This is a genomic window from Niallia sp. HCP3S3_B10 (assembly GCF_052064465.1).
Lineage (GTDB): Bacteria > Bacillota > Bacilli > Bacillales > Cytobacillaceae > Niallia > Niallia hominis.
In genome coordinates this window covers 33,505-53,036 of sequence record NZ_JBQHVO010000035.1, presented here as the reverse complement: position 1 = coordinate 53,036, position 19,532 = coordinate 33,505, and the positions used below count along the sequence as shown (strand labels likewise).

19 protein-coding genes are annotated in these 19,532 nt (G+C 37.1%); 3 read left to right on the top strand and 16 right to left on the bottom strand.

Annotation, left to right across the window (positions count from 1 at the left end; translation table 11 throughout):
• Positions 1 to 286: 286 nt before the first annotated feature.
• Positions 287 to 730, top strand: coding sequence for a flavoprotein (locus tag ACTNDN_RS15350; protein WP_235251929.1), 444 nt, complete (start codon positions 287 to 289; stop codon positions 728 to 730).
• Between the two features lie 352 nt (positions 731 to 1,082).
• Here the strand turns inward: ACTNDN_RS15350 and ACTNDN_RS15345 are convergent, their stop codons facing one another.
• From ACTNDN_RS15345 to ACTNDN_RS15275, 15 genes are all read right to left on the bottom strand, one after another.
• Positions 1,083 to 1,256 carry a YjfB family protein gene (locus ACTNDN_RS15345; protein WP_235251930.1) on the bottom strand — a complete coding sequence of 58 codons (174 nt, stop codon included), beginning with the start codon at positions 1,254 to 1,256 and terminating at the stop codon, positions 1,083 to 1,085.
• Positions 1,257 to 1,472: 216 nt separating this feature from the next.
• Positions 1,473 to 1,658 carry a hypothetical protein gene (locus tag ACTNDN_RS15340; protein ID WP_235251931.1) on the bottom strand — a complete coding sequence of 62 codons (186 nt, stop codon included), beginning with the start codon at positions 1,656 to 1,658 and terminating at the stop codon, positions 1,473 to 1,475.
• An 83-nt stretch (positions 1,659 to 1,741) separates the two neighbouring features.
• A complete protein-coding gene (locus ACTNDN_RS15335) occupies positions 1,742 to 3,187 on the bottom strand; it encodes a dihydroorotase (RefSeq protein ID WP_441131404.1) in 1,446 nt (481 codons plus the stop codon).
• A gap of 124 nt (positions 3,188 to 3,311) precedes the next feature.
• Positions 3,312 to 4,223, bottom strand: a complete 912-nt coding sequence (locus tag ACTNDN_RS15330) for a dihydroorotate dehydrogenase (RefSeq protein ID WP_349205242.1) — start codon at positions 4,221 to 4,223, stop codon at positions 3,312 to 3,314.
• Positions 4,220 to 5,005, bottom strand: coding sequence for a dihydroorotate dehydrogenase electron transfer subunit (locus tag ACTNDN_RS15325; RefSeq protein ID WP_284561602.1), 786 nt, complete (start codon positions 5,003 to 5,005; stop codon positions 4,220 to 4,222). The genes ACTNDN_RS15330 and ACTNDN_RS15325 overlap by 4 nt, the downstream gene beginning before the upstream one ends.
• A gap of 20 nt (positions 5,006 to 5,025) precedes the next feature.
• Positions 5,026 to 6,285, bottom strand: coding sequence for a M20 family metallo-hydrolase (locus ACTNDN_RS15320; protein WP_235251935.1), 1,260 nt, complete (start codon positions 6,283 to 6,285; stop codon positions 5,026 to 5,028).
• Between the two features lie 18 nt (positions 6,286 to 6,303).
• Positions 6,304 to 7,077 (bottom strand): IclR family transcriptional regulator, encoded by a 774-nt coding sequence (locus tag ACTNDN_RS15315; protein ID WP_235251936.1) that lies wholly within the window; start codon positions 7,075 to 7,077, stop codon positions 6,304 to 6,306.
• A 135-nt stretch (positions 7,078 to 7,212) separates the two neighbouring features.
• Positions 7,213 to 8,442, bottom strand: a complete 1,230-nt coding sequence (locus ACTNDN_RS15310; RefSeq protein ID WP_349205247.1) for an MFS transporter — start codon at positions 8,440 to 8,442, stop codon at positions 7,213 to 7,215.
• Positions 8,443 to 9,038: 596 nt separating this feature from the next.
• Complete coding sequence (locus tag ACTNDN_RS15305; RefSeq protein WP_441131403.1) at positions 9,039 to 9,773, bottom strand: RQC-minor-1 family DNA-binding protein; 735 nt, start codon at positions 9,771 to 9,773, stop codon at positions 9,039 to 9,041.
• 80 nt (positions 9,774 to 9,853) lie between these two features.
• Complete coding sequence (locus tag ACTNDN_RS15300) at positions 9,854 to 10,990, bottom strand: SEC-C metal-binding domain-containing protein (RefSeq protein WP_251629072.1); 1,137 nt, start codon at positions 10,988 to 10,990, stop codon at positions 9,854 to 9,856.
• 145 nt (positions 10,991 to 11,135) lie between these two features.
• Positions 11,136 to 11,696 carry a transposase gene (locus ACTNDN_RS15295; RefSeq protein WP_441131402.1) on the bottom strand — a complete coding sequence of 187 codons (561 nt, stop codon included), beginning with the start codon at positions 11,694 to 11,696 and terminating at the stop codon, positions 11,136 to 11,138.
• 279 nt (positions 11,697 to 11,975) lie between these two features.
• Complete coding sequence (locus ACTNDN_RS15290; protein ID WP_441131401.1) at positions 11,976 to 12,815, bottom strand: endonuclease/exonuclease/phosphatase family protein; 840 nt, start codon at positions 12,813 to 12,815, stop codon at positions 11,976 to 11,978.
• Entirely contained in the window at positions 12,812 to 14,455 is a 1,644-nt protein-coding gene (locus tag ACTNDN_RS15285; RefSeq protein WP_235251940.1) for a PTS transporter subunit IIBC, read from the bottom strand. Before ACTNDN_RS15285 ends, ACTNDN_RS15290 begins: the two co-directional genes overlap by 4 nt.
• 177 nt (positions 14,456 to 14,632) lie before the next feature.
• Positions 14,633 to 15,793 (bottom strand): SEC-C metal-binding domain-containing protein, encoded by a 1,161-nt coding sequence (locus tag ACTNDN_RS15280; RefSeq protein ID WP_048716977.1) that lies wholly within the window; start codon positions 15,791 to 15,793, stop codon positions 14,633 to 14,635.
• 117 nt (positions 15,794 to 15,910) lie between these two features.
• Positions 15,911 to 17,050, bottom strand: coding sequence for a hypothetical protein (locus ACTNDN_RS15275; RefSeq protein ID WP_048716973.1), 1,140 nt, complete (start codon positions 17,048 to 17,050; stop codon positions 15,911 to 15,913).
• A gap of 389 nt (positions 17,051 to 17,439) precedes the next feature.
• Here ACTNDN_RS15275 and ACTNDN_RS15270 point away from each other — a divergent pair, with 389 nt between their 5' ends.
• Positions 17,440 to 17,898 (top strand): competence protein ComK, encoded by a 459-nt coding sequence (locus ACTNDN_RS15270; RefSeq protein WP_031538587.1) that lies wholly within the window; start codon positions 17,440 to 17,442, stop codon positions 17,896 to 17,898.
• Positions 17,899 to 18,049: 151 nt separating this feature from the next.
• On the top strand, positions 18,050 to 18,325 hold the full coding sequence (locus tag ACTNDN_RS15265) for a helix-turn-helix domain-containing protein (protein WP_031538585.1): 276 nt from the start codon (positions 18,050 to 18,052) through the stop codon (positions 18,323 to 18,325).
• 241 nt (positions 18,326 to 18,566) lie between these two features.
• On the opposite strand, the gene ACTNDN_RS15260 is transcribed toward ACTNDN_RS15265, so the two are convergent.
• Positions 18,567 to 19,223 (bottom strand): Type 1 glutamine amidotransferase-like domain-containing protein, encoded by a 657-nt coding sequence (locus ACTNDN_RS15260; protein WP_031538583.1) that lies wholly within the window; start codon positions 19,221 to 19,223, stop codon positions 18,567 to 18,569.
• Positions 19,224 to 19,532 lie beyond the last annotated feature (309 nt).

The window sequence follows — 19,532 nt, the reverse complement described above, 5'->3', positions numbered from 1 at the left end:
AATATTTTAGCACCTTGAGGAAGTTTTTTTAATACCACGCTGTAAGCTTTTTGGAACCCTAGGCATAGCCCAGGGTTTTCTTTTCTATAAAAAAGCCGCAACCAAGTATTGGCTACGGGCAATCTATCATGGGACAAGGTACCTGACCCCTTGTCCCAGAATTATTTTATTAAACTACAGGCTCAAAAAGGCAAAGTATTACTTTTAGTGGTAAAATTATCATAATATTTGTTCAACTAATAAGCAGTGAGATGAATATACCAGTACAAGAACAGGAGGCTATTATATGGATAATTCATTTAGAGAATTTCTTGATACTTATTTAAGAGTTTGGAATTCTTCCTCTTTGATTGAATTAAGAAATTTAATATCAAAAGATTACAAAGGTAGAGAAATCACAAAGGGTGAGATAGCTGATTTTGGAATGAAAGAAGCCGTGCGTGGGTGGGAACAAGGATTTAATTTTGTTAAAGAAAATAATGCAGAATGGAAACTAAATGTGCTCTCTACTATCCCATTAAATGCTGATGAAACAATGGTGATAATATCTGCAACTATGATTATTCAGGGTAAGAGTTTAGATACTGCAAATTTATTTTTCCAAACCTTTAAAAATAATCGTTCTTATGGATGGAAGTTGATAAGGAGTTATATTGAATCAGGAATCCCAAACGATAATATTAACAGAATGCTAATTAACGGATCTTTTAGTGAAAAAACTCAAAAATGAATCCCACTAAGATATTCGCTGAAACAAGTCTCTCAAATCAGTGTATAAGTATCTTCTATTTCATGTTCTTAGTTAGAAATACTCTTTATTTAGGCGATGATATTTAGCCTTTTTTCGATAAATATATACACTATGTGTATTTATTCATTTCCAACATGGTGGTTTCTGATACGTTTTCTATATACACTAGTCTTGTAAAAAAATTGTTAAGTATTAGATGACTTCCTATATATAATGAACTTACAAAGAAAAAAGGAACCAAGAAAATGGCCCATTTCCCTAGTCCCTCTTGCTGAATCTTACCACTTTTTAGCTTTTGAAAGTTCCAGCTAATAGATGATTACAATACCAATCAAACCGACATATCAACTGATTTACCTAGTGTGGGATGAGGAGCTTCTAGCATTTTTAGTAATTGATCACTATTCTGCTCAGCTGTATTCATTGCCTTTTTTGTTAAAGCTATGCCGACATTTTGAGATAAGCGTGCTTGATTCATTCCTATTGATAATGCTGCAATATCCATTTTTTCTCACCACCTATTCTTGTTATCGGTTATCAGGCAGAACTATAAACAAATCTTCAAATCTTTTTACCAATATATTACTTAGAGCTCAGTACGTATCCATCAAAAATTATTATGAGAATGATTGAAAGCTTCTTAATTGAAGCTAGTTTACCCTACTCTTCTATACAATTAATTAAAAAAGAAAGCGGGAGAATCTTTCCCCCGCTTTCCTCCTCACAACCGCTGCAGCCGTAATTCTTGAATAAACAAATCATAATCAATCTCTAGTATTTCGCAGTTGGTTTTTACTTCTTCAAAGAAATCGAATTCCTTATCTGCTGGGCGGTCGCGGTTTTCGTAGTAAAAGTTGATTAGGTGGTATAGTTTTATAAAAGAATCTAGCTTTTCTTTTTTATTCATTTATCCTCTCTCCTCCTGTTTTTGGAACAGATATTTTATCTACTAAACCAGAAACTGTCCTTATCTTGAATGGAAGCCAGCTATCACAAATCACCTATGCTCTTAAGCTGGAAAGGAGAACCGTCTCTCTCATTCCCTCCTGGAACCACGATTCTTCCGATTGGTTTGCTTATGATTTGGCCGTTTTCCATTACTTTTGTTCCACGGACTATGGTGGCGACTGGCATTCCTGTAATTGGTGTTTGGTCATATGCGGTTACTTTGCTTTTGCTGTGGAGCTGTTCTCTTGTTATGGTGTGTTTTTTATTCATATCCACTATGGTGATATCTGCATCGGTTCCTATTTGTAAGGATCCTTTTTGTGGATAGATTCCATATTGTTTTGCTGGATTTTCAGAAAGGAGTTTACAGGCATCGACTAAAGAGATTTTCTCTTCACTCACTGCGTTTAAGACTAGTGGTGCCAGTGTTTCAACACCGCACATTCCAGCTGGGATATCCCACAAGCTACCATCCTTTTCTTCCTCCGTATGGGGAGCATGGTCGGAGCAAACTACTGTTACCGTGCCATCTCGAATCCCCCTCCAAAGCTCCTCCTGATCCTTTTTATATTTAATAGGCGGATATACCTTCATCTGCGGGCCAACTCTTTCATAATCCTCATTGGATAAAAAGAGATAGTGTGGACATGTTTCAGATGTAATATTTGTATAGCCATCTGCTTGGGCTTGCCTTATTAACTTCACACCTTCTCCTGTACTTACATGAAGAATATGCAGTCTAGTTCCGAGATTTTTCGCCAAGGCAATACCAGATTGAATCGTCATTTCTTCCGCTAAGTTCGGTCGTCCTTGGAGAAGCGCTTCGTAATCTCTTTTCCCAGAAGCTTCTACTTCCTCTGTTAGCCGTTGGATTATTTGATTATTTTCCGCATGAATAGCTAGAATTTGCCCTGTTTTTTGCACTTCTCGGAAGATACTATAGACCTCTCCATCTGAAAGCGGTGGAATGACCCCTTCATCTCCATCCTTGTAGTTATACATCAACTGATAAGTCTCTTTATTAATGGCATATCCCCAGAAAAACTTAAAGCCAATAACCCCAGCATGATGAAGCGGAACAATATCTTCTCGATTGACATCCCCTAAGCAAATTCCCCATATCGCGAAATCCACATGTGCTTTTGCCGAAAGGTTTTCCTTTTGCTTTTCAAAATTCCCAACATTATTAATAGGAGGATTGGTGTTCGGCATTTCAAAAACAGTCGTGATACCGCCAGCCGCTGCTGCTTGGGTGCTATAATAAAAATCCTCTTTATACGTTGGACCTGGATCCCTTGAATGAATATGGGTATCCATAAAGCCCGGGCAAACATATAAGCCTTCTCCATCTGTTGCTTCCAAAGCTTCTCCCGCTAACTCCTCTTTGGAGATGGCCGCAATCTTTCCATCTTTTATATAGAGATGCCCTTTTTCAAACCCATTTCCGGTATATAAATAGCCGTTTTTAATAACATGATCCCACAACATACTCTCCACTCCTTTTTTTATACGAAAAATTTATATATCAACCAATACGGTGAGGATATCAGCCATACTTTGGGGTTTATCAGCCAAAATCACATTCTTTTCTGCCAATCTCCCATCCCAACGACTACCGAACCACCACCCCACCAATGATTTCTTGTATATCCTTTATTCCATGTACCTTCATATACGCTTCGATTTCGTCTCGTATTGTTATCATTGCTTCTGGATCAATGAAGGAAGCCGTCCCAATTTGTACAGCGGACGCTCCTGCGAGCATTAACTCGATAGCATCTTCTCCATTCATGACACCACCGCATCCTATAATGGGGAGAGAAGTTGCTTGGTATACTTGGTAAACCATTCGGACAACAAGTGGCAAAATGGCTGGGCCGGAATAGCCGCCCATCACATTGCTGATCTTCGGTTTTCTTGTATGAACATCAATAGACATAGCCAAAAAAGTATTGGAAACCGTTAAAATATCGGCGCCGGATGCTTCACATGCTTTCGCAATCTCCACAATACTCGTTACATTAGGAGACAGCTTCGGAATAAGCGGTTTATTTGTCGTCTTTCGAACCTGGCTTACTAATTCATGCGAGATGGATGGATCCATGCCAAAAGCCAGACCATTATTTTTCAAATTCGGACAGGAAATATTTAATTCAATGGCGTCCACCTCATCTATAGCACCAAGCTCTTCACAAACCTCCACAAATTCTTCGATACTATCTGCTGAAACACTAGGAATAAATGGGGTGGAAAAATTGGCATAAAAGGGGATTGTCTTTTCCTTAAAATACGTTAATCCCTCACTTTGAATCCCAATCGAATTAATCATGCCACCTGCCTTTGTTTCACAAATACGCGGAGTTGGGTTGCCTGTGCGGCGATTCTTCGTAATGCTTTTTGGAATAACAGCCCCGATCTCATTTATATCGATATAATTCGTCATTTGTTCCGCAAATGTTCCAGATGCTGGCATAATAGGATTTTTCAAATGTAGCTTGCCTAATGATACTTCCAATCCACTCATGCAAAAACCACCTTTTCTAATGGGAAGACTGGTCCTTCCATGCAAATTCGAACAGGCCTTATGCTCTCCTCTTCTTCTATCTGACAAACACATCCATAGCAAGAGCCAATCCCACACCCCATATTTTCTTCCAAGGCAATTTCCGCAAACAGCTGATGTTCACAAGCTAATTCCTTCATTAATATTGATAGCCTTCTTGACCCACATGTATAGATCCCATCTATCTTTTTTTCGCTTACTAGCGTTTCTGCTAAAAATTTTACATGATGAGGATCACTCGTTCCGTCCTCATCATTTACAAAAACCGCTTCCACACCAGCTGCCTTTAACTCTGCTTCCATTAAATAGTCCTCTTTTGTTCTAGCACTAACAATGGCAAAACACGAAATATTCATCCTTTTCATCTTAAAAGCAAGGGCAGAAAGGGTGGCAATTCCAACACCTCTAGCAACAACAAGAATATTTTCGCTTCCTTCCGCTACGCTAAACCCCTTGCCTAACGGACCTAATATATCTAGCCTCTCTTCTTTCTTTCGCTCTGCTAATGCCATTGTCCCGACACCTTTTACTAGATAAAGAAACTCCAGCGTACTTTCCGCTTCATTTATGCGAAATATACTGAGTGGTCTGCGCAGCAAAGGTTTTGAACCATCACTGCATTTAATATGGAAAAATTGACCTGCTTGAACTGGGAATAGCTGTTTATTGGGGACTTTTACTTTTAGATGAAAATAGCGCTTGCTTATTTGCTTATTGAATAAAATTTCTGTCTTCACTGCCATCCTTTTTCTCCCCTTTCTTTTTATATCCCTCTTGCCTGCTGTAATACGGCTGCCTCTAGAACATCAATTCCGATTAATATATCGTCTAAATCGGTATGCTCATCTGGATGATGACTAATTCCATTTAAAGATGGAATAAAGATTAATCCCACTGGTCCTAAAGAAGTCATATTCATGGCGTCATGCCCAGCTCCACTTTGCATCCATTGATAAGGAAGATTTTTTTCCAGACAAATTTTTTCAACTTCGAGTGAAAGTTCTTTTGATAACTGTACTGGCTCTTCTTTACTTATCTCCTGTGAAAATATCTCCAATCCTCGTCTTTCCTGTATGTCCTCCATTTTTTTATAAAGGACGTCAAGTACCTTATTTCTTGAGGCAATCGAAGTGGAGCGAATATCTACTTTCATTTCTACTGTACCTGGTACGACATTCATCGCTCCCATTGGAATCGAAAGTACTCCTATTGTGGCGACGGTTCCGTTATGCTGTTCCTTTTTCGCTGCTTCTTCTAACGCGAGTGCTAATTCACTTGCCCCAAGTAATGCATCCTTACGCATATTCATAGGTGTTGTACCAGAGTGGGAAGCAGCACCTTTTACTTCAATAATCAAACGAACAGGTGCGGCAATTCCTGTTACAATCCCAATTTTCTTATTGGTATTCATCAGAATCGGACCTTGCTCAATATGTAATTCAAAGAAAGCCTGAAATCGTTCTGTCTCTCTGCTGGCCAAATCTAATTGATCAAATCGCAAGGCACAAAGTGAAAGAGCTTTTTCAAAGGTAATTCCATCCTTATCCTTGAGGTGTTGATATTTCTCTTTTTGCAGCGTTCCTACCATTGCCTTGCTTCCAACCGTAGATACACCGAACCTAGACGATTCTTCACAAGCGAATGAAATAATTTCAATCGGATGTTCCGTTTCCAGATTTTGTTCATTTAGGCGCTTTATCACTTCTAATCCTGCTGTAACTCCTACCACGCCATCGTACTTACCGCCTTGATAAACGGTATCGAGATGGGACCCTATCACCACTGGCGGCAGATTCTTCTTTCCTTCTCGTCTGGCAATAATATTGCCGCAATAGTCCATCCTAATTTCTAGTCCCTCATTTTTGCATAAACGCATAAAAGCATGACTGCATGCCTGCTCCTCATTCGTAAAGGCAACTCTTGTAATTCCTTCACTTCCTGAATTATATTGATTCATATTATTCAAAAGCTCTTCGTATCTTCTTTTTCGATCCATCTTTCTATCTCCTTGATTATGGGCCATGGAGCTCCGCCCTTCTCTTTATAAGCGAATAGAACTTAATAGATGCATAGATTTCATATGTTCACTTGCCTCTTTGGCCACTTCGTTTATTTGCTTCACTAATGTTTCTTGCTGCCTCATTATATAATCACTTTCTCCAACAATGCTGATGCTGACATTTGTTTTTTTGTCGTCATAAAATATTGGCGCGGAAATAGCAGATACCCCTATTTCCAATTCTTCGATGCAAAAAGCAAGCTGAGAATGATAAATTTCTTTTAATTCCTTTTTTATATCAAGAGGATTCGTTTTGGTGTAAGGCGTGGTAGCTTCAAATGGTGTCTCTTGCACAATTTTCTCAACCATCGCTTCCTCTTGGTATGCTACAATTACCTTTGCTGCCGCTGCACTATGTATCGGCATCCTTTGTCCCACATGGACAAAATACTTGTTGCGCAAATCGGATGGCTGATGGGTATAAACACAGTAGACATCACCGCCATGATAGCGACAAATGAATGTATAGAGGTTCGTTTCATTAGATAATTTTTCCCCATATCGTCCCAATAGTTTAATCGGATCCTGCAATCTTAAAAACTGACTTCCCCACAGCATCGTTTTCGGTCCTAAATAATATTGTTTAGTGGTTTTATCCTGAATAACAAGCTGTTGTTCACACATACTTGTGAGCATTCGATGAATAGTACCCTTACTTAAATTAGTCTCTCGCGCAAGTTCGCTGACTCCCATCCCCATATTAGCATTAGAAGAGATGCAGTCCATTACAAGTGTAAATCGATTTAACCATTCCAAGCCTTTTCTCTCCTTTGAAAATGAGTTTCTCTAAGCGGAACATTGTTCCATTTTTTTAGAATAAGAGAAGGTGTCATTTAAACACCCCTCTCTTTTAAAATATAGATATAGTGAAACTGCATCTAACCTTAATTGTTAAACAATCTCTTTATCCTTCGATTCAGGAATTAAAAAGATAAACGCTAATGCAGATAAAATATAAACACCTGATAGTAAGCTAAGTGCATAGCTTAAAGAATGATTAAGAGAGATATAGCCAATAATAAATGGCGCAAATCCAGCAATCGCTCGTCCTACATTAAAAATTATATTTTCCGCAGTGGAACGAACTTCTGTATTATAATGTTCCGCTAGAAGTGCTCCATAGCCACCCATCATCCCATTTACAAAGAATCCTAATACTCCGCCAAGAAGCAATAACGCTACCGTAGATGTCACTTGGAAATAAACCCAAACAATAATTGCTGCTGCAATCAAGAAGGTAATATAAGATGGTCTGCGTCCAATTTTATCTGCCAAATAACCAAAGATTAAAATCCCTAAAATCATGCCGATAATCGTCGTTACTGTCCATAACGTTGTTTTATTAAAATCATAGCCTAGTTCTGAAGCAAGCATTGTGGGCATCCAAGTCATAATGCCATAAAAGCCGAAATTTTGAACGCTTGTAGCAATGATTAAGCCAATTGTTATCTTCGTTGTGTCCTTAGAAGCAAATAATTGTCCAATTGCTATCTTATTTTTATTTTCTTCTTTTAGCTTTGTCCAAATCTCAGGTTCCTTTAAATTTTTGCGGGACCAAAATGCAAAAATAGCTGGTACAACCCCTGCAAGGAATACACCGTGCCATCCAAATTTCGGTGCAACAAATAATACTGTTAAAGTAGCAAGAACAATTCCTATTTGAAAGCCGACCGCTACAACAGATGTAGCACGAGATCGATACTTTTTCGGCCAAGTCTCACTGACAAGCGTCATCCCAATTCCAAATTCTCCCCCAAGCCCTAAACCAGCTAAAAAGCGGAAGATAGCAAATGTTTCTAAATTAGGAGCTAAAGCACACAAACCTGTAAAAACAGAAAAAATTAAAATAGTCCAAGTAAACACACGTACTCGCCCAAATTTATCGGCCATTACTCCAAACACAATTCCGCCAATTACAGCCCCAAGCAAAGTAATCGTAGAAAGACTTCCCGCCTGTGCTTGATTAATGCCAAAAAAAGCTATAATAAGCGGCAACGTATATGCCAAAATCATCATATCCAATCCATCCATGGCATACCCAATCGTTGAAGACCATAGTGTTTTCCACTGATAACCCGTTATCTTCTTCTCCGGTACCTCTGAAGTTTCATGTACTTTCATATTCACTGAAAAAATCCTCCCCTTACCAAAAATAATGAAAAAAAGTTCTATCTTTCTATCAAAGAACCACTAACTACTTCCCTTCTCCTCTCCCCAAAATTATCTTTTATGTCTTTCTACCGCCAGTCGTTTCACTGAACGGAACGATGTTTCAAAATTAAATAACATACATGAATGATACTACTAACTTTTTTGGAAATCTATATTGTTGTCAGAATATATGACAATATTTTTTTATTCTGATATTTATTTTCGAAGTACATCATACGAAATAACCTCATCTGGTATGGAGATAAGAGAAGGTATTGTCTTACTTAGCTATAAGTAATTCCATAGATAATTATGTTTGATTTAATAGTTGGTTTAGTTCTCTTGCCCAATTTGCTTAAAAATGTCTATTAACTATTAATCTTAGGCTCATCCCTAAGTTGTTTTCACCAGTATTCCAGCTTCTATAGAAGTCCAAAAGCAAAAAAAGAGCTCCCAAAAGTTTGGAAACTCTCATGATACCAGCTATCGCCATCCAATCATAAGTTTTGTCCTTCTGATATGGACAAAATCTAACAACTGTCTTTTTATGGTGCCTGTCACCTATATTAGCGACACTCTTTACACCGCTTAGGATAAGATAACCCCTTCATCTTATAAAACTGCTGCTCTCCTAATGTAAAAGTAAACCGGTCTCCACATTCCCAGCATTTTAAAAGAATATCTTGCGGCTCCACACCTTTTAGTGCTTTTTTGATATATTCCTTTCTTTCCTTTGCAATCGAGCTATCAATCGGCTCATCACTGGTTAATGCATTTATCGTTGTGCGAATCTCTTCTTTTACTTTTTTATAATCCACTTTCTCCCATAATTCTAAATAAGGGATAAATGATTGATCCCCAGATTCTCTCACTTTCTCTAGTAGCAAGAGAATCATGCTTCTGTTTCGATCCTTTAAATAGCTCATATCTGGATCTTGCTTCCCTTGCTCGATCCATTCCTTCCATTCATTTAACAGCTCATCCGTATATTGATCAGATTCAATGTCCCATCCTCGCTCTGTAAAAATAATCATCGGGAGTTTTCCAGAATACTGAATATCTAGAAAATCATAATCAATCATCCAATCAATTTTCTTCATAATCTCTTCTAGTTTCTCTTTTTTAAAATAACCATAAGCCGGACACTTATCCAGCTCCAGTTGTAATACCTTCTTCTCCCGTGAGCCCTTTAGAATTTTCGCAAGAAGCGTTCTTCCTCCACTGTCAATGACCATATCCGCTGCTCTCAATATGGCTTTTATTTCTTCTTCAGATAATCGATTCGTCTTAGCATTTATCATACTGGTAAATCCTCCTCATCTACCCAACGATGATAGAAATCTCATTTTCTTTCCTATTTAATATTTATAACTACCCCTAACTACTTCCCACAACATTTCTTATACTTTTTCCCACTACCGCAAGGACATGGATCGTTCCTGCCAATTTTTTCACGAGTTTGAAAGCTAATAACTTCTCCTTTTTGACTCGATAAAGGCGGTGATGCCTGCTTATCACGTCCTGATAACTCTACTGGTGTATATCCTTTTAAATACCATTGTCTTGTATTATTCATAAAAACAACAATGATGTCCATTAGCCTTTTTACTTCTTCTAAGCTTTCGAGTGGTAATTCCAACTGTAAATATTGAAGAATCTGACTAGGGTGTTCGTTTAATTTCACATGTATGATACAGTCATCAATTATTGCCTTCGCTTCGTCCTTTGGAATCTGATACACCTCTGTAAATAGTTCCATAAGTTGAGAATAACCCTTTGGACGCTCCAAATAGTTCGTTTCACCAGCTTCAAGGAGCTGTTTCTTCGTAAAAGGATAATAAGCAATATTTTTTCTCAACGCTTGTTCTGCCAAAATCTCTGCAGGTTCTAGGACTTCCCAGTAAGAATAACCGTACCTGTCATAATGAACTTCTTGGTAATATTCCATTGCATCCAAAATAACACGATTAAACGCAGGAACGTTTGGATGGATCGGTATATATTTTTCCACCAACTCTATTAATTGGTTTGCAGGTATAGTTCCATAATAATAGACTAATCCGCGCGTTATCTTAATCCATTCTGTATTTCGCTTCACATCGGTAAGAATTGCACTATCTTGAACAATTTCTTCTAAAGAAGGCAATATTTCTACAGGAATCGTTACGAATGGGTTTCGATTATGATAGACGATAAACATAAATCCCGTCTTCGGGAAATACTCCATCTCCTCTATTTCTACATCCTCTTCACTTATTATTCCATTATTAGCAATAATCCTCTTTAGTAAAAAAATTCGTCGCTCATCATACTCACTAATTATCGTTCTAAGATAATTAGGAATTTCCTCCGCTAAATAGGAAATTAATTCTGCCTTTTTTAAAGAGCTTAAATTTTTGATTCCTAGTTTTTTACCAATCTCTCGAAGGTCTGCCACTTTATATACAGTTAGCCCTTCTTTTAATGTAGCCAATCCCTTAACTTTCTCTTTTTGATTCTTTCTTTTATCTATTTTCATTCCATACCCCTTTCATCCACATCGGTCCATATATGACTTCTTATAAATTTTCTACTATTTATATAATTTTCATTGTACCACTCCACTGTATCATTTATAACCTCTAACACATATACAACTGTCCTAAAAGCGGTTCTATCAAAACTCAGACTGGATATTGATCCGATTCTTTCCCTCTTGCATGTAAAAATTGGAGATATTGCTCGATTTTAGGCTCAGGAAAGTAAGCAAGAATCCGTTCTGAATTTACCAGACTTCCTTCCTTTGCCTCTATATAGTCGAAATAACTACTCCAATGATATTCTTCTAAGCTATCTACCATACCGGCTCGAATTGGATTCAGATGAATATACCGATTTACCTCTAATTCATATTGAGCAGACGTAATCAACTCAGATCCATAACGACTTTCAAACACATGTCCTGTAAAATCGTATTTCTTATTAACATAGATTGCGTAATTAAAATGGAGAATTCTTATAATATCACTTGGGGAATGTTGAAGGGTTTTTATTTGAAGATGAATGTGATTTGTCATCAAACAATAGGTTTGCAGAATAAAAGGCCTTTTTTCCATTGCTTCTGCCAACAATCGCAAATATTCATCTCGATCTTCCTTGTCCCAAAATAAAGAAGTTCGACGAATACCTCGACTCGTAATATGATAACTAGCACCAGGATACCAAATGCGCCTTTTTCTAGCCAACTAACTACCTCCTTTTTTTATGAAATTTGATTACTACGATGAAGGATAAAATGGATAGATTTGTAAAAGCAAAAGGGGAGGGTTATCAATGCTTCATTAAATAAATAGAAAGAATACGAAGATAGAAAGAACGAACATTAAATTACAACATTCTACCTAACAATCAAAATCCCTGCATTTCCAGACAAAAAAATAGGAAAAGAACCAAAAAAATGATTCCTTTCCCATTGTCCTTCACAGAAAGACAAAATAATGCTTTTTGTCTTTTTATGGTGCCTGTCACTCTAACCTAACCCCCACCCCAAAATGATCAGACACAACCGGGGTCTTTCTTCCATCAAAAACCGTTTCATATGAGTCTACAGATAGATTAGCAGAAACGAAGATATAATCAATGCGAAGAAGATCACTATTGTTCTCCCAACCATCAATTTTCTTCTCAACTGTATGGCTGCCGTTTTTAACGGTGGCGTCCAGATAAGCATCCTTTAAAAGCGGATGCTTGGAAACAACGCTATAGCCTTCCTTCTCGATATGGGCAGGGTTATTAAAATCGCCCATCAACAAGATACATCCACCTTTCTGCGCTTCCGTTTCCCAGGCTTCTACTAGCTTGTTCCATTCATACAAGAAAGGATAGCTTTCTGTCTCATCCTGCCACCAAGATAGATGCAATCCGTACACAAAATAGTTTCTATCATTTGCTTGAAAACGAACTTCCAATGCTTTTCTTGTATGATAGTCTGTATAATCATCTTTGCGTGACAGCAATATCCCTCTTGTATTTATTACTTTAAATCGAGTGAGAATGGCGATTCCTTCATCATATTGGTCGTAACCAATATGACTAGGAACCCAGCTCCAATAATATTCGAGCCCGTTTTTCTTCAGCTCCTGCTGGAGAAGAAAAGCAAAGTTATCTTTTTTAATCACCGTACCTTGATTCGGGGCATTGAAAAAAGAATCTACCTCCGCTTCCTCTGCATCCATCGACTGATTTACCTCCTGCAAGGAAATTACATCATATGGATCAGCCAGCAATTGCTCCTTGATCGCCTCGAGTTTTTCCAAAGGCTTTTCTTCTATCCAGCTATGGGTATTTAACGTTAATAATTTCATTCCCCTTGCTCCAAATAATCATTAATGTCTGATTTCAGAATATCCGCCTTTGGACCATAGATTGCCTGAACACCGCCATCCTTTTTAATTAAGCCCATTGCGCCAGCCGCTTTCCAGGAAGATTCGTCGCCAACTTTATCGATTTCTTTTACGGATACACGCAATCTTGTCATACATGCATCCACATCCGTAATATTAGCTTTTCCACCTAATAATGCTACAATCTCTAAAACTTGGCTGTTAGTAGGCCCAGCATTCCCAGTCTCTGTATTGTTAGAATCTGCATCACTTTCATAGTTACCATTACGACCTGGTGTTGAAAAATTAAATTTCTTAATCATGAAATTCGCAATGAAATAGCTCACTATAAAAAAGACAATACACACAATCACAAAGTTTAGAACATCGCCGCCCAAGCCTGCTTTAAAAGCAATTGGTAAGCGTGTGATTAGCTCTAGATTCCCAAAGGAATGCAAGCGTAAATCTACAATATCGGCAGAGGCAAAAGCTAATCCTTGTAAAATAGCATAAACAACATAAAGTAATGGTGCTGCAAACATAAACATGAATTCTAGAGGCTCTGTAACTCCTGTTAAGAATACAGCTATCGCTGCTGAAAAAATCATCGACTTATATTTTTTCTTTTTATCCATATCAACATTTCGGTATATCGCAACAGCCACACCCATTAAAATAGCAGTAGCACCAATCATTTGCCCTACTTTGAAACGTGCTGGAGTAACAGATGATAGCAATTGGTTATATGCAGCAGTGTCCCCTGCATTTTGTAGATTCACTAAATCACTTGCCCATGCTAACCAAAGTGGATCTTGTCCAAATACTTCTTTACCAGCCATCACACCAGACATAATCGTATAGGTTCCACCCAATGATGTATAGTTGATTGGAATCGTTAACATATGATGTAGACCGAATGGAATGAGAAGGCGTTCTGCCGTACCATAGATAAAAGGCGCTAGGATTGGAGCGCTTTCACTTGAGGTAGCAATCCATAATCCAAATTGATTAATTCCTGTTTGGATAGTTGGCCAAATCACTGCAAGCATTAAAGATACGATAACAGACCACAGAATAACTACAAACGGTACAAATCGTTTTCCATTAAAGAAAGCAAGTGCATCAGGCAGCTTTCTGAAATTATAATATTTATTATAGACAATTGCTCCGATAAACCCGGATATAATCCCCACGAAAACACCCATATTAAGTGCGGGCGCTTCCAATACACTTGTAAAATATCCATCTATTAAAATCTTCGTTCCAAATAAAGTATGCGTAAAAGCTCCCTCTTGGGAAAGCATATCATTTGTTACACCAAAGATAGATCCTGTAATTCTATTAATTAATAAGAAGGCAATCCCAGCAGCAAATGCTCCACCTGCTTTTTCCTTAGCCCATGAACCACCAATTGCTAATGCGAATAAAATATGTAAATTACCAATAATTCCCCAACCAATGTTCTCTACAACACTTCCAATTGTAATAAAAACAGAAGCATCAATCATTGCAATTAACTTTCCTAAACTAATCATAATACCAGCTGCCGGCATAACAGCTACCACTACCATTAGTGCCTTTCCGAATTTTTGCCAAAATTCAAATGAAAACATCTTTTTCATTTTATTACCTCCCATTTCCAATTAAAACGTTTGCACTAAACTTATCTTTGATTATAGTAATATATCTACCATTTTACAAGAAAAAAATTCAAAATTTTAGTATTTAATGCAAAAATAACGCAAACGTTTGCATTTTAAAGAAAGAAGCAACGGAAATCGCTTCCTTCTCTCTTTAATTTATTTCCCACAACATTTCTTATACTTTTTTCCGCTTCCACATGGACAAGGATCATTTCTTCCTACCTTATTTTCTTTACGAATAGGCTCTTTATCACTTCTATTTTGGTTTAAATTTGCTTGATGTGCTAGCTCTCTTTGCAGCGCAGCCTTTTTCCAATCCCCTAATTCTGGATGGTCGAAACCCAAAATGGAATAATAACTGTAGGCAGTATGTTCCATATCAATAAAAGAGGAAAAGTATTCCTTCTTCATATATTTGCTTATTTCCGGAAGTCCATCTTCTGAAAATTGATGACAAAGAGCTTCTATTACTGTGTCTTGATTTTCCAAATCGTTGAATGTGGAATAAGCTTCTCTTAACACCTTAACTGCCAAATCTGTTTTAATATTTTCAACTATAGATGCGGCATAAATAACGGATTCAGACTTCTTCACATAAGGTTCTACAGCAGTCACCACTTTGTCAGATTGAAAGCTAATAAGGGCTGTGGAAACTTCTTCTAATAATGAGTCTTCTTCTCGTTCTAGCAAGCTTGCTAAAAGGGGAATATACTTTTCTATTTTTAGCAAACCAACCATATAGACATTTAGGATACCATTGAAAGAAAACCACTGGTTCTCTATTTCTTCAGCGAAAACCATATCTATTTCTTCTTCTGTAATCCAGCCTTTTTTCACTATACAATTCGCGATATATTTAGCTTGCTTAAATAGAAGATACGGGAATGTACTTGCTGTCTCCATAGCATTTATAACTTCTCCATATTTCTCATAAACTTCCTCTTCTTCTCCGCCTACTAATAGTTCAAATAAGGACCAATTATCTTCGGGAATAAACCCTTTTAAGGCCTCTTTATATTTCATCGCTAGTGCTGGTTCCACATTGTTTAATAATTTCAAAGCCAGATGAACCTTTGTTCGGTCCATTGTCGGTACCTTTTCCATCAAAATTTGTAATGCTTCTTCCGTTATTGGCTGATTTTCTATATGAATTAAAATAGAAGATAGCTTATCTTTATTTGAAAAAGCCTCCTGCAATAAATGAACCGTCCAATCAGCAGGAAGGGCAGGATAATCATTAATTGCGTATAAAATCGTTTCCTGGATTAATAAATCTGGACTGAGTAAGTGTGGTTGTATTTTTTCTAAAAAAGCCATTTATCTTGTTCCTTTCTAACACATAGTATAGAGATTGCTGCTTTTCCTTAATAAAAAGATCAATCAGATGTAACTTCAGAGGATGTACACACCTTCCCCTAAAGTAAATCTATCACCCTACGTTCTCCCAAAAACCGACTTAAAAGTCCTATCCGCAAAAACCTTATTAGGATTCCCCATGTCATATACCATCGTCCAATACAGAGCAATTTGAGCGGTACTCCATAATGGCTGATCACGGAGGACTTCTGCAACCTTGATATGGTCATGGTGGATGAATTCTATCTTGGATAATTCGTTAATGCCATGAATGCCGGATGACTTTAATTCGATAATTTGGCTGGAGGTAAGTTCTGTTTTTACCGTGCCTATGATGTTCCATTGGTAGTATTCTAAATCTACACCAAATCCGAGGAGATGGATTTGATCTGGACTAGCTACAATCCCTAATTCTTGCTTTAATCCCCTAATAGCTACTTTGTAGAGATCGATGGTTTTACGGGAATTTTGCTCTCCGTTGGAATTTTCTACTGCATCTTGATATGGATCAATTGCTTCTACTACACTAACATCCAATTCATTTGGACGAATGCCTGTATCTGCTCTTCTTCTTGTAAGAACAATTTTTTCGTCTGCGGTTACGACTGTTAAGACGATTCCAATCCCTTGGGACAAGACATCGGAAGGCACATGTAAATCCTGTATGGCTTGATCGATATATTTTTCTCTAATCGTTTCTCCACTGCTTAATTGGTAATTGTCTAGGCTTGCCACCGTTGCTTGAAAGTTATAATAATCAGATCTTTTGAAATGTAAAACTGGATATGGTTTTTCAATAATATCCGTGTTTGTTTGAAAAGCATTGGTTAAGGCTACCTGATATGTATTGTACATATGCTTTAGGCCTTGCTCTTTTTTCATTTGTTCTCTTGCTTCAATCTTGTCTCGCAGCTCTTTCAATTCTTGAGGCAATTCGAAATACTCATCATCATACCTTGTCTGGATATAATTTCGATCATAAGCAAATTCTCCAGAACCACCGCTAACGACAAAATTTGTTTTTCGGCCTGCTATCCAAAGTACCCCATCGTCTTGTTGAATGGTTTGATACCTTTTGGACTTCCCCTTTATTTTCCTTTGTAGCCATTTACTAATTCTAGTTTTAAAATGAGTGTAAGTATCCCCCAACAGCTGATCTAACAGCCACTCGACAACCTTAAACAATACTTTCCCCACTGCAACGATTAAATCACTCATGTCCTCATTCCTATCTAACTATTTTACTAATAATATTCCTTACTTTAGTTAGATTAACAAAAATTACTTTAAAATGAAATACGAGTTAGTGAAAAGGAACACTAAACGAAGTATATTTATATAAAAAATCAGAAAATTACATAAATACCCATTATACTTGGTTTTCAATTCCTATTTTTTATAGATAATAGGAGAAAAGGAGGGTTAATATTGTTAGTGAGAAAATAGAGCTAGTACTTTCACCTTTTTTCTATAATTTCATATAGGATTAATTGCTCACCATTACACATACTTTATCTCTGCTAATGAAATTCCTCCATCCCCACCTAAGATAACGGGACACGCCTCCCTACTCCATGAAAAAATCCACTTAAAAAGGAGTATCCAAAATGAAAGAAATTCTTACTACGTACAATGTGAATGAAGAAACAAATGCACTAACACCTGCTTTTCAGCTAGACTATCAGACTATCGTACTGGAGGGAAAGCGAGAATTATTTGTGAAACAAACGCCATTGGAATTAATTAAGCTAGCGGCAAAGCGAGGGGGCGCTGAGTATAATGGCAGGAGGACTTCAATGACTTATTTGACAGGCATTCATAAGAAAATTCCGATTCCCATTAATCCACAAAAAAACATCTATGCATTTCCAACTACCTCCCCAAACCAAGCTCATTGCAGTTGGATATTCTTCCATCATGTCGACGAAATTAAACCAACTAAAGGCAACTATCGTTCTATTATCCAATTTAAAAATGGCAGAGAAATAAAGATGAATGAATCCTTACATATATTAGAAAAGCAAATGTATCGAACTTGGTTATGCAAGAAGGCACTTAATGAGTAGATTGTCTTGTAAGGAATACAATTATTTATTCAGAAAACATTTTATTTGAAAATTTTCTTGTTGAATATGTAAAAATATAGAAAAACACACATTATCCTTTATGGTCATTACTTTTTTCTCTTTAGATAATGAGGAAAAAAGAGGGATAACCGTGTCTAATGAGCTTTATAAAAGCAAAACTTACATGACCGTATTAGGTAGACATATTCGAAATAGAAGAAAAATACGTGATGTAAGCATACAGAAACTTGCAGAAGATACAGGCTTTAGTATCAACCATGTCAACAATGTCGAGCTTGGCCATTCCCATCCAGCCACAGGACTATTTCATGCCATTTGTGATGTATTGCAGATTGATGCAACATCGTTTCTTATGGAAGTGAGGGACGAGGTGGACATGTTGTTTCAGGAAGAGGAAGAACAATAAGCAGTAACCTTATGTAGGTAAATGAAATATCATACGAATAGCTAATAGAGGCTTTTTCTTCTAGGGGCGTTACCATTGCCCCTAGAAGTTTGCAATAAGCTAACTTTCTTCCCTTTGCTTCTTCTATTGATGGCTACTCTGAGGATAGTATTTTACTAGTTTGACTATTCTTGCAGTGGGTTACAGCCGCGAAATATTCCTGTAAAACAAGATTATTCAGCTCATCCCTATAATCAAAAATTCAGAGCGTCTCATCTAGTTTTTGAATCATTGAGCGGGAAATTAAATAGACATTGCCTAAAATGTCGACTTTATCGTCCTTTACACGTACTGCGCAATCTTTGTTCGATGCGTAAATATTCATTTCTTCCGATAAGTGAGATAGTTCGTCTTGAACCAATGGAAGATTATTTTCAAGATCAAAATGAGACAGGACGGAAAAATCGTCCAGACCGATTCCTTCGTAAACAGAACTGGTTTCAATGTTATAGCCAAAGCTTTTCGAGCATAACCACTTAGCAGACATGTTAATTGCACCAGCGCTCGCTCCCATTACAACAGCTCTGCTTTTTTTAATAGCAACAGACAATTCATAATCCCTTAAAAACTCATTTTGTTTAATCGTATCTCCGCCCAATAAGAAAATAACGGAGGCATTTTGAATGATGCTATTGGCCTCTTCCTTCTGTACTCGATAATTTATTAAATGATATTCATCAAACATAATGCCAGCCTGGTCAAACCACGAACGCTCCGTAGCACCATCCATTTCATAAAAAAATGGATCTGAGCTAATCATCACAAGTGATTTTCTATCGGTTATATCCTCCTGTAATACCCTGCTCAACTTCGCTGGGAAAAAATTATTAAACCAGCCTAAATAATAATGAATTTTCATAAGTTCCCCCGTAGTAAAGTGTGAATGATATCCATATTCTGTGTTATTGTAACCAACATAAACTCCGTGAGCTTTTTCTTATTTTCTAATATTCAAAAGCAAAACAGCCAACCAGCAATAGTTCAGTCGCTATTTTTTGTGCGTTAAATTTTATTGGGATAGACATTCAAAATCAAACTAATGATTTTAATAAATGACACTATAAGAAAACCGTCTTCCATCTTCTATAATTAAAAAAATCCCAATTTTATAATCAGGATTTTTTTAAACTTAGACAGGAAAAGTCTAAAATTCTCGTGAAACATGATA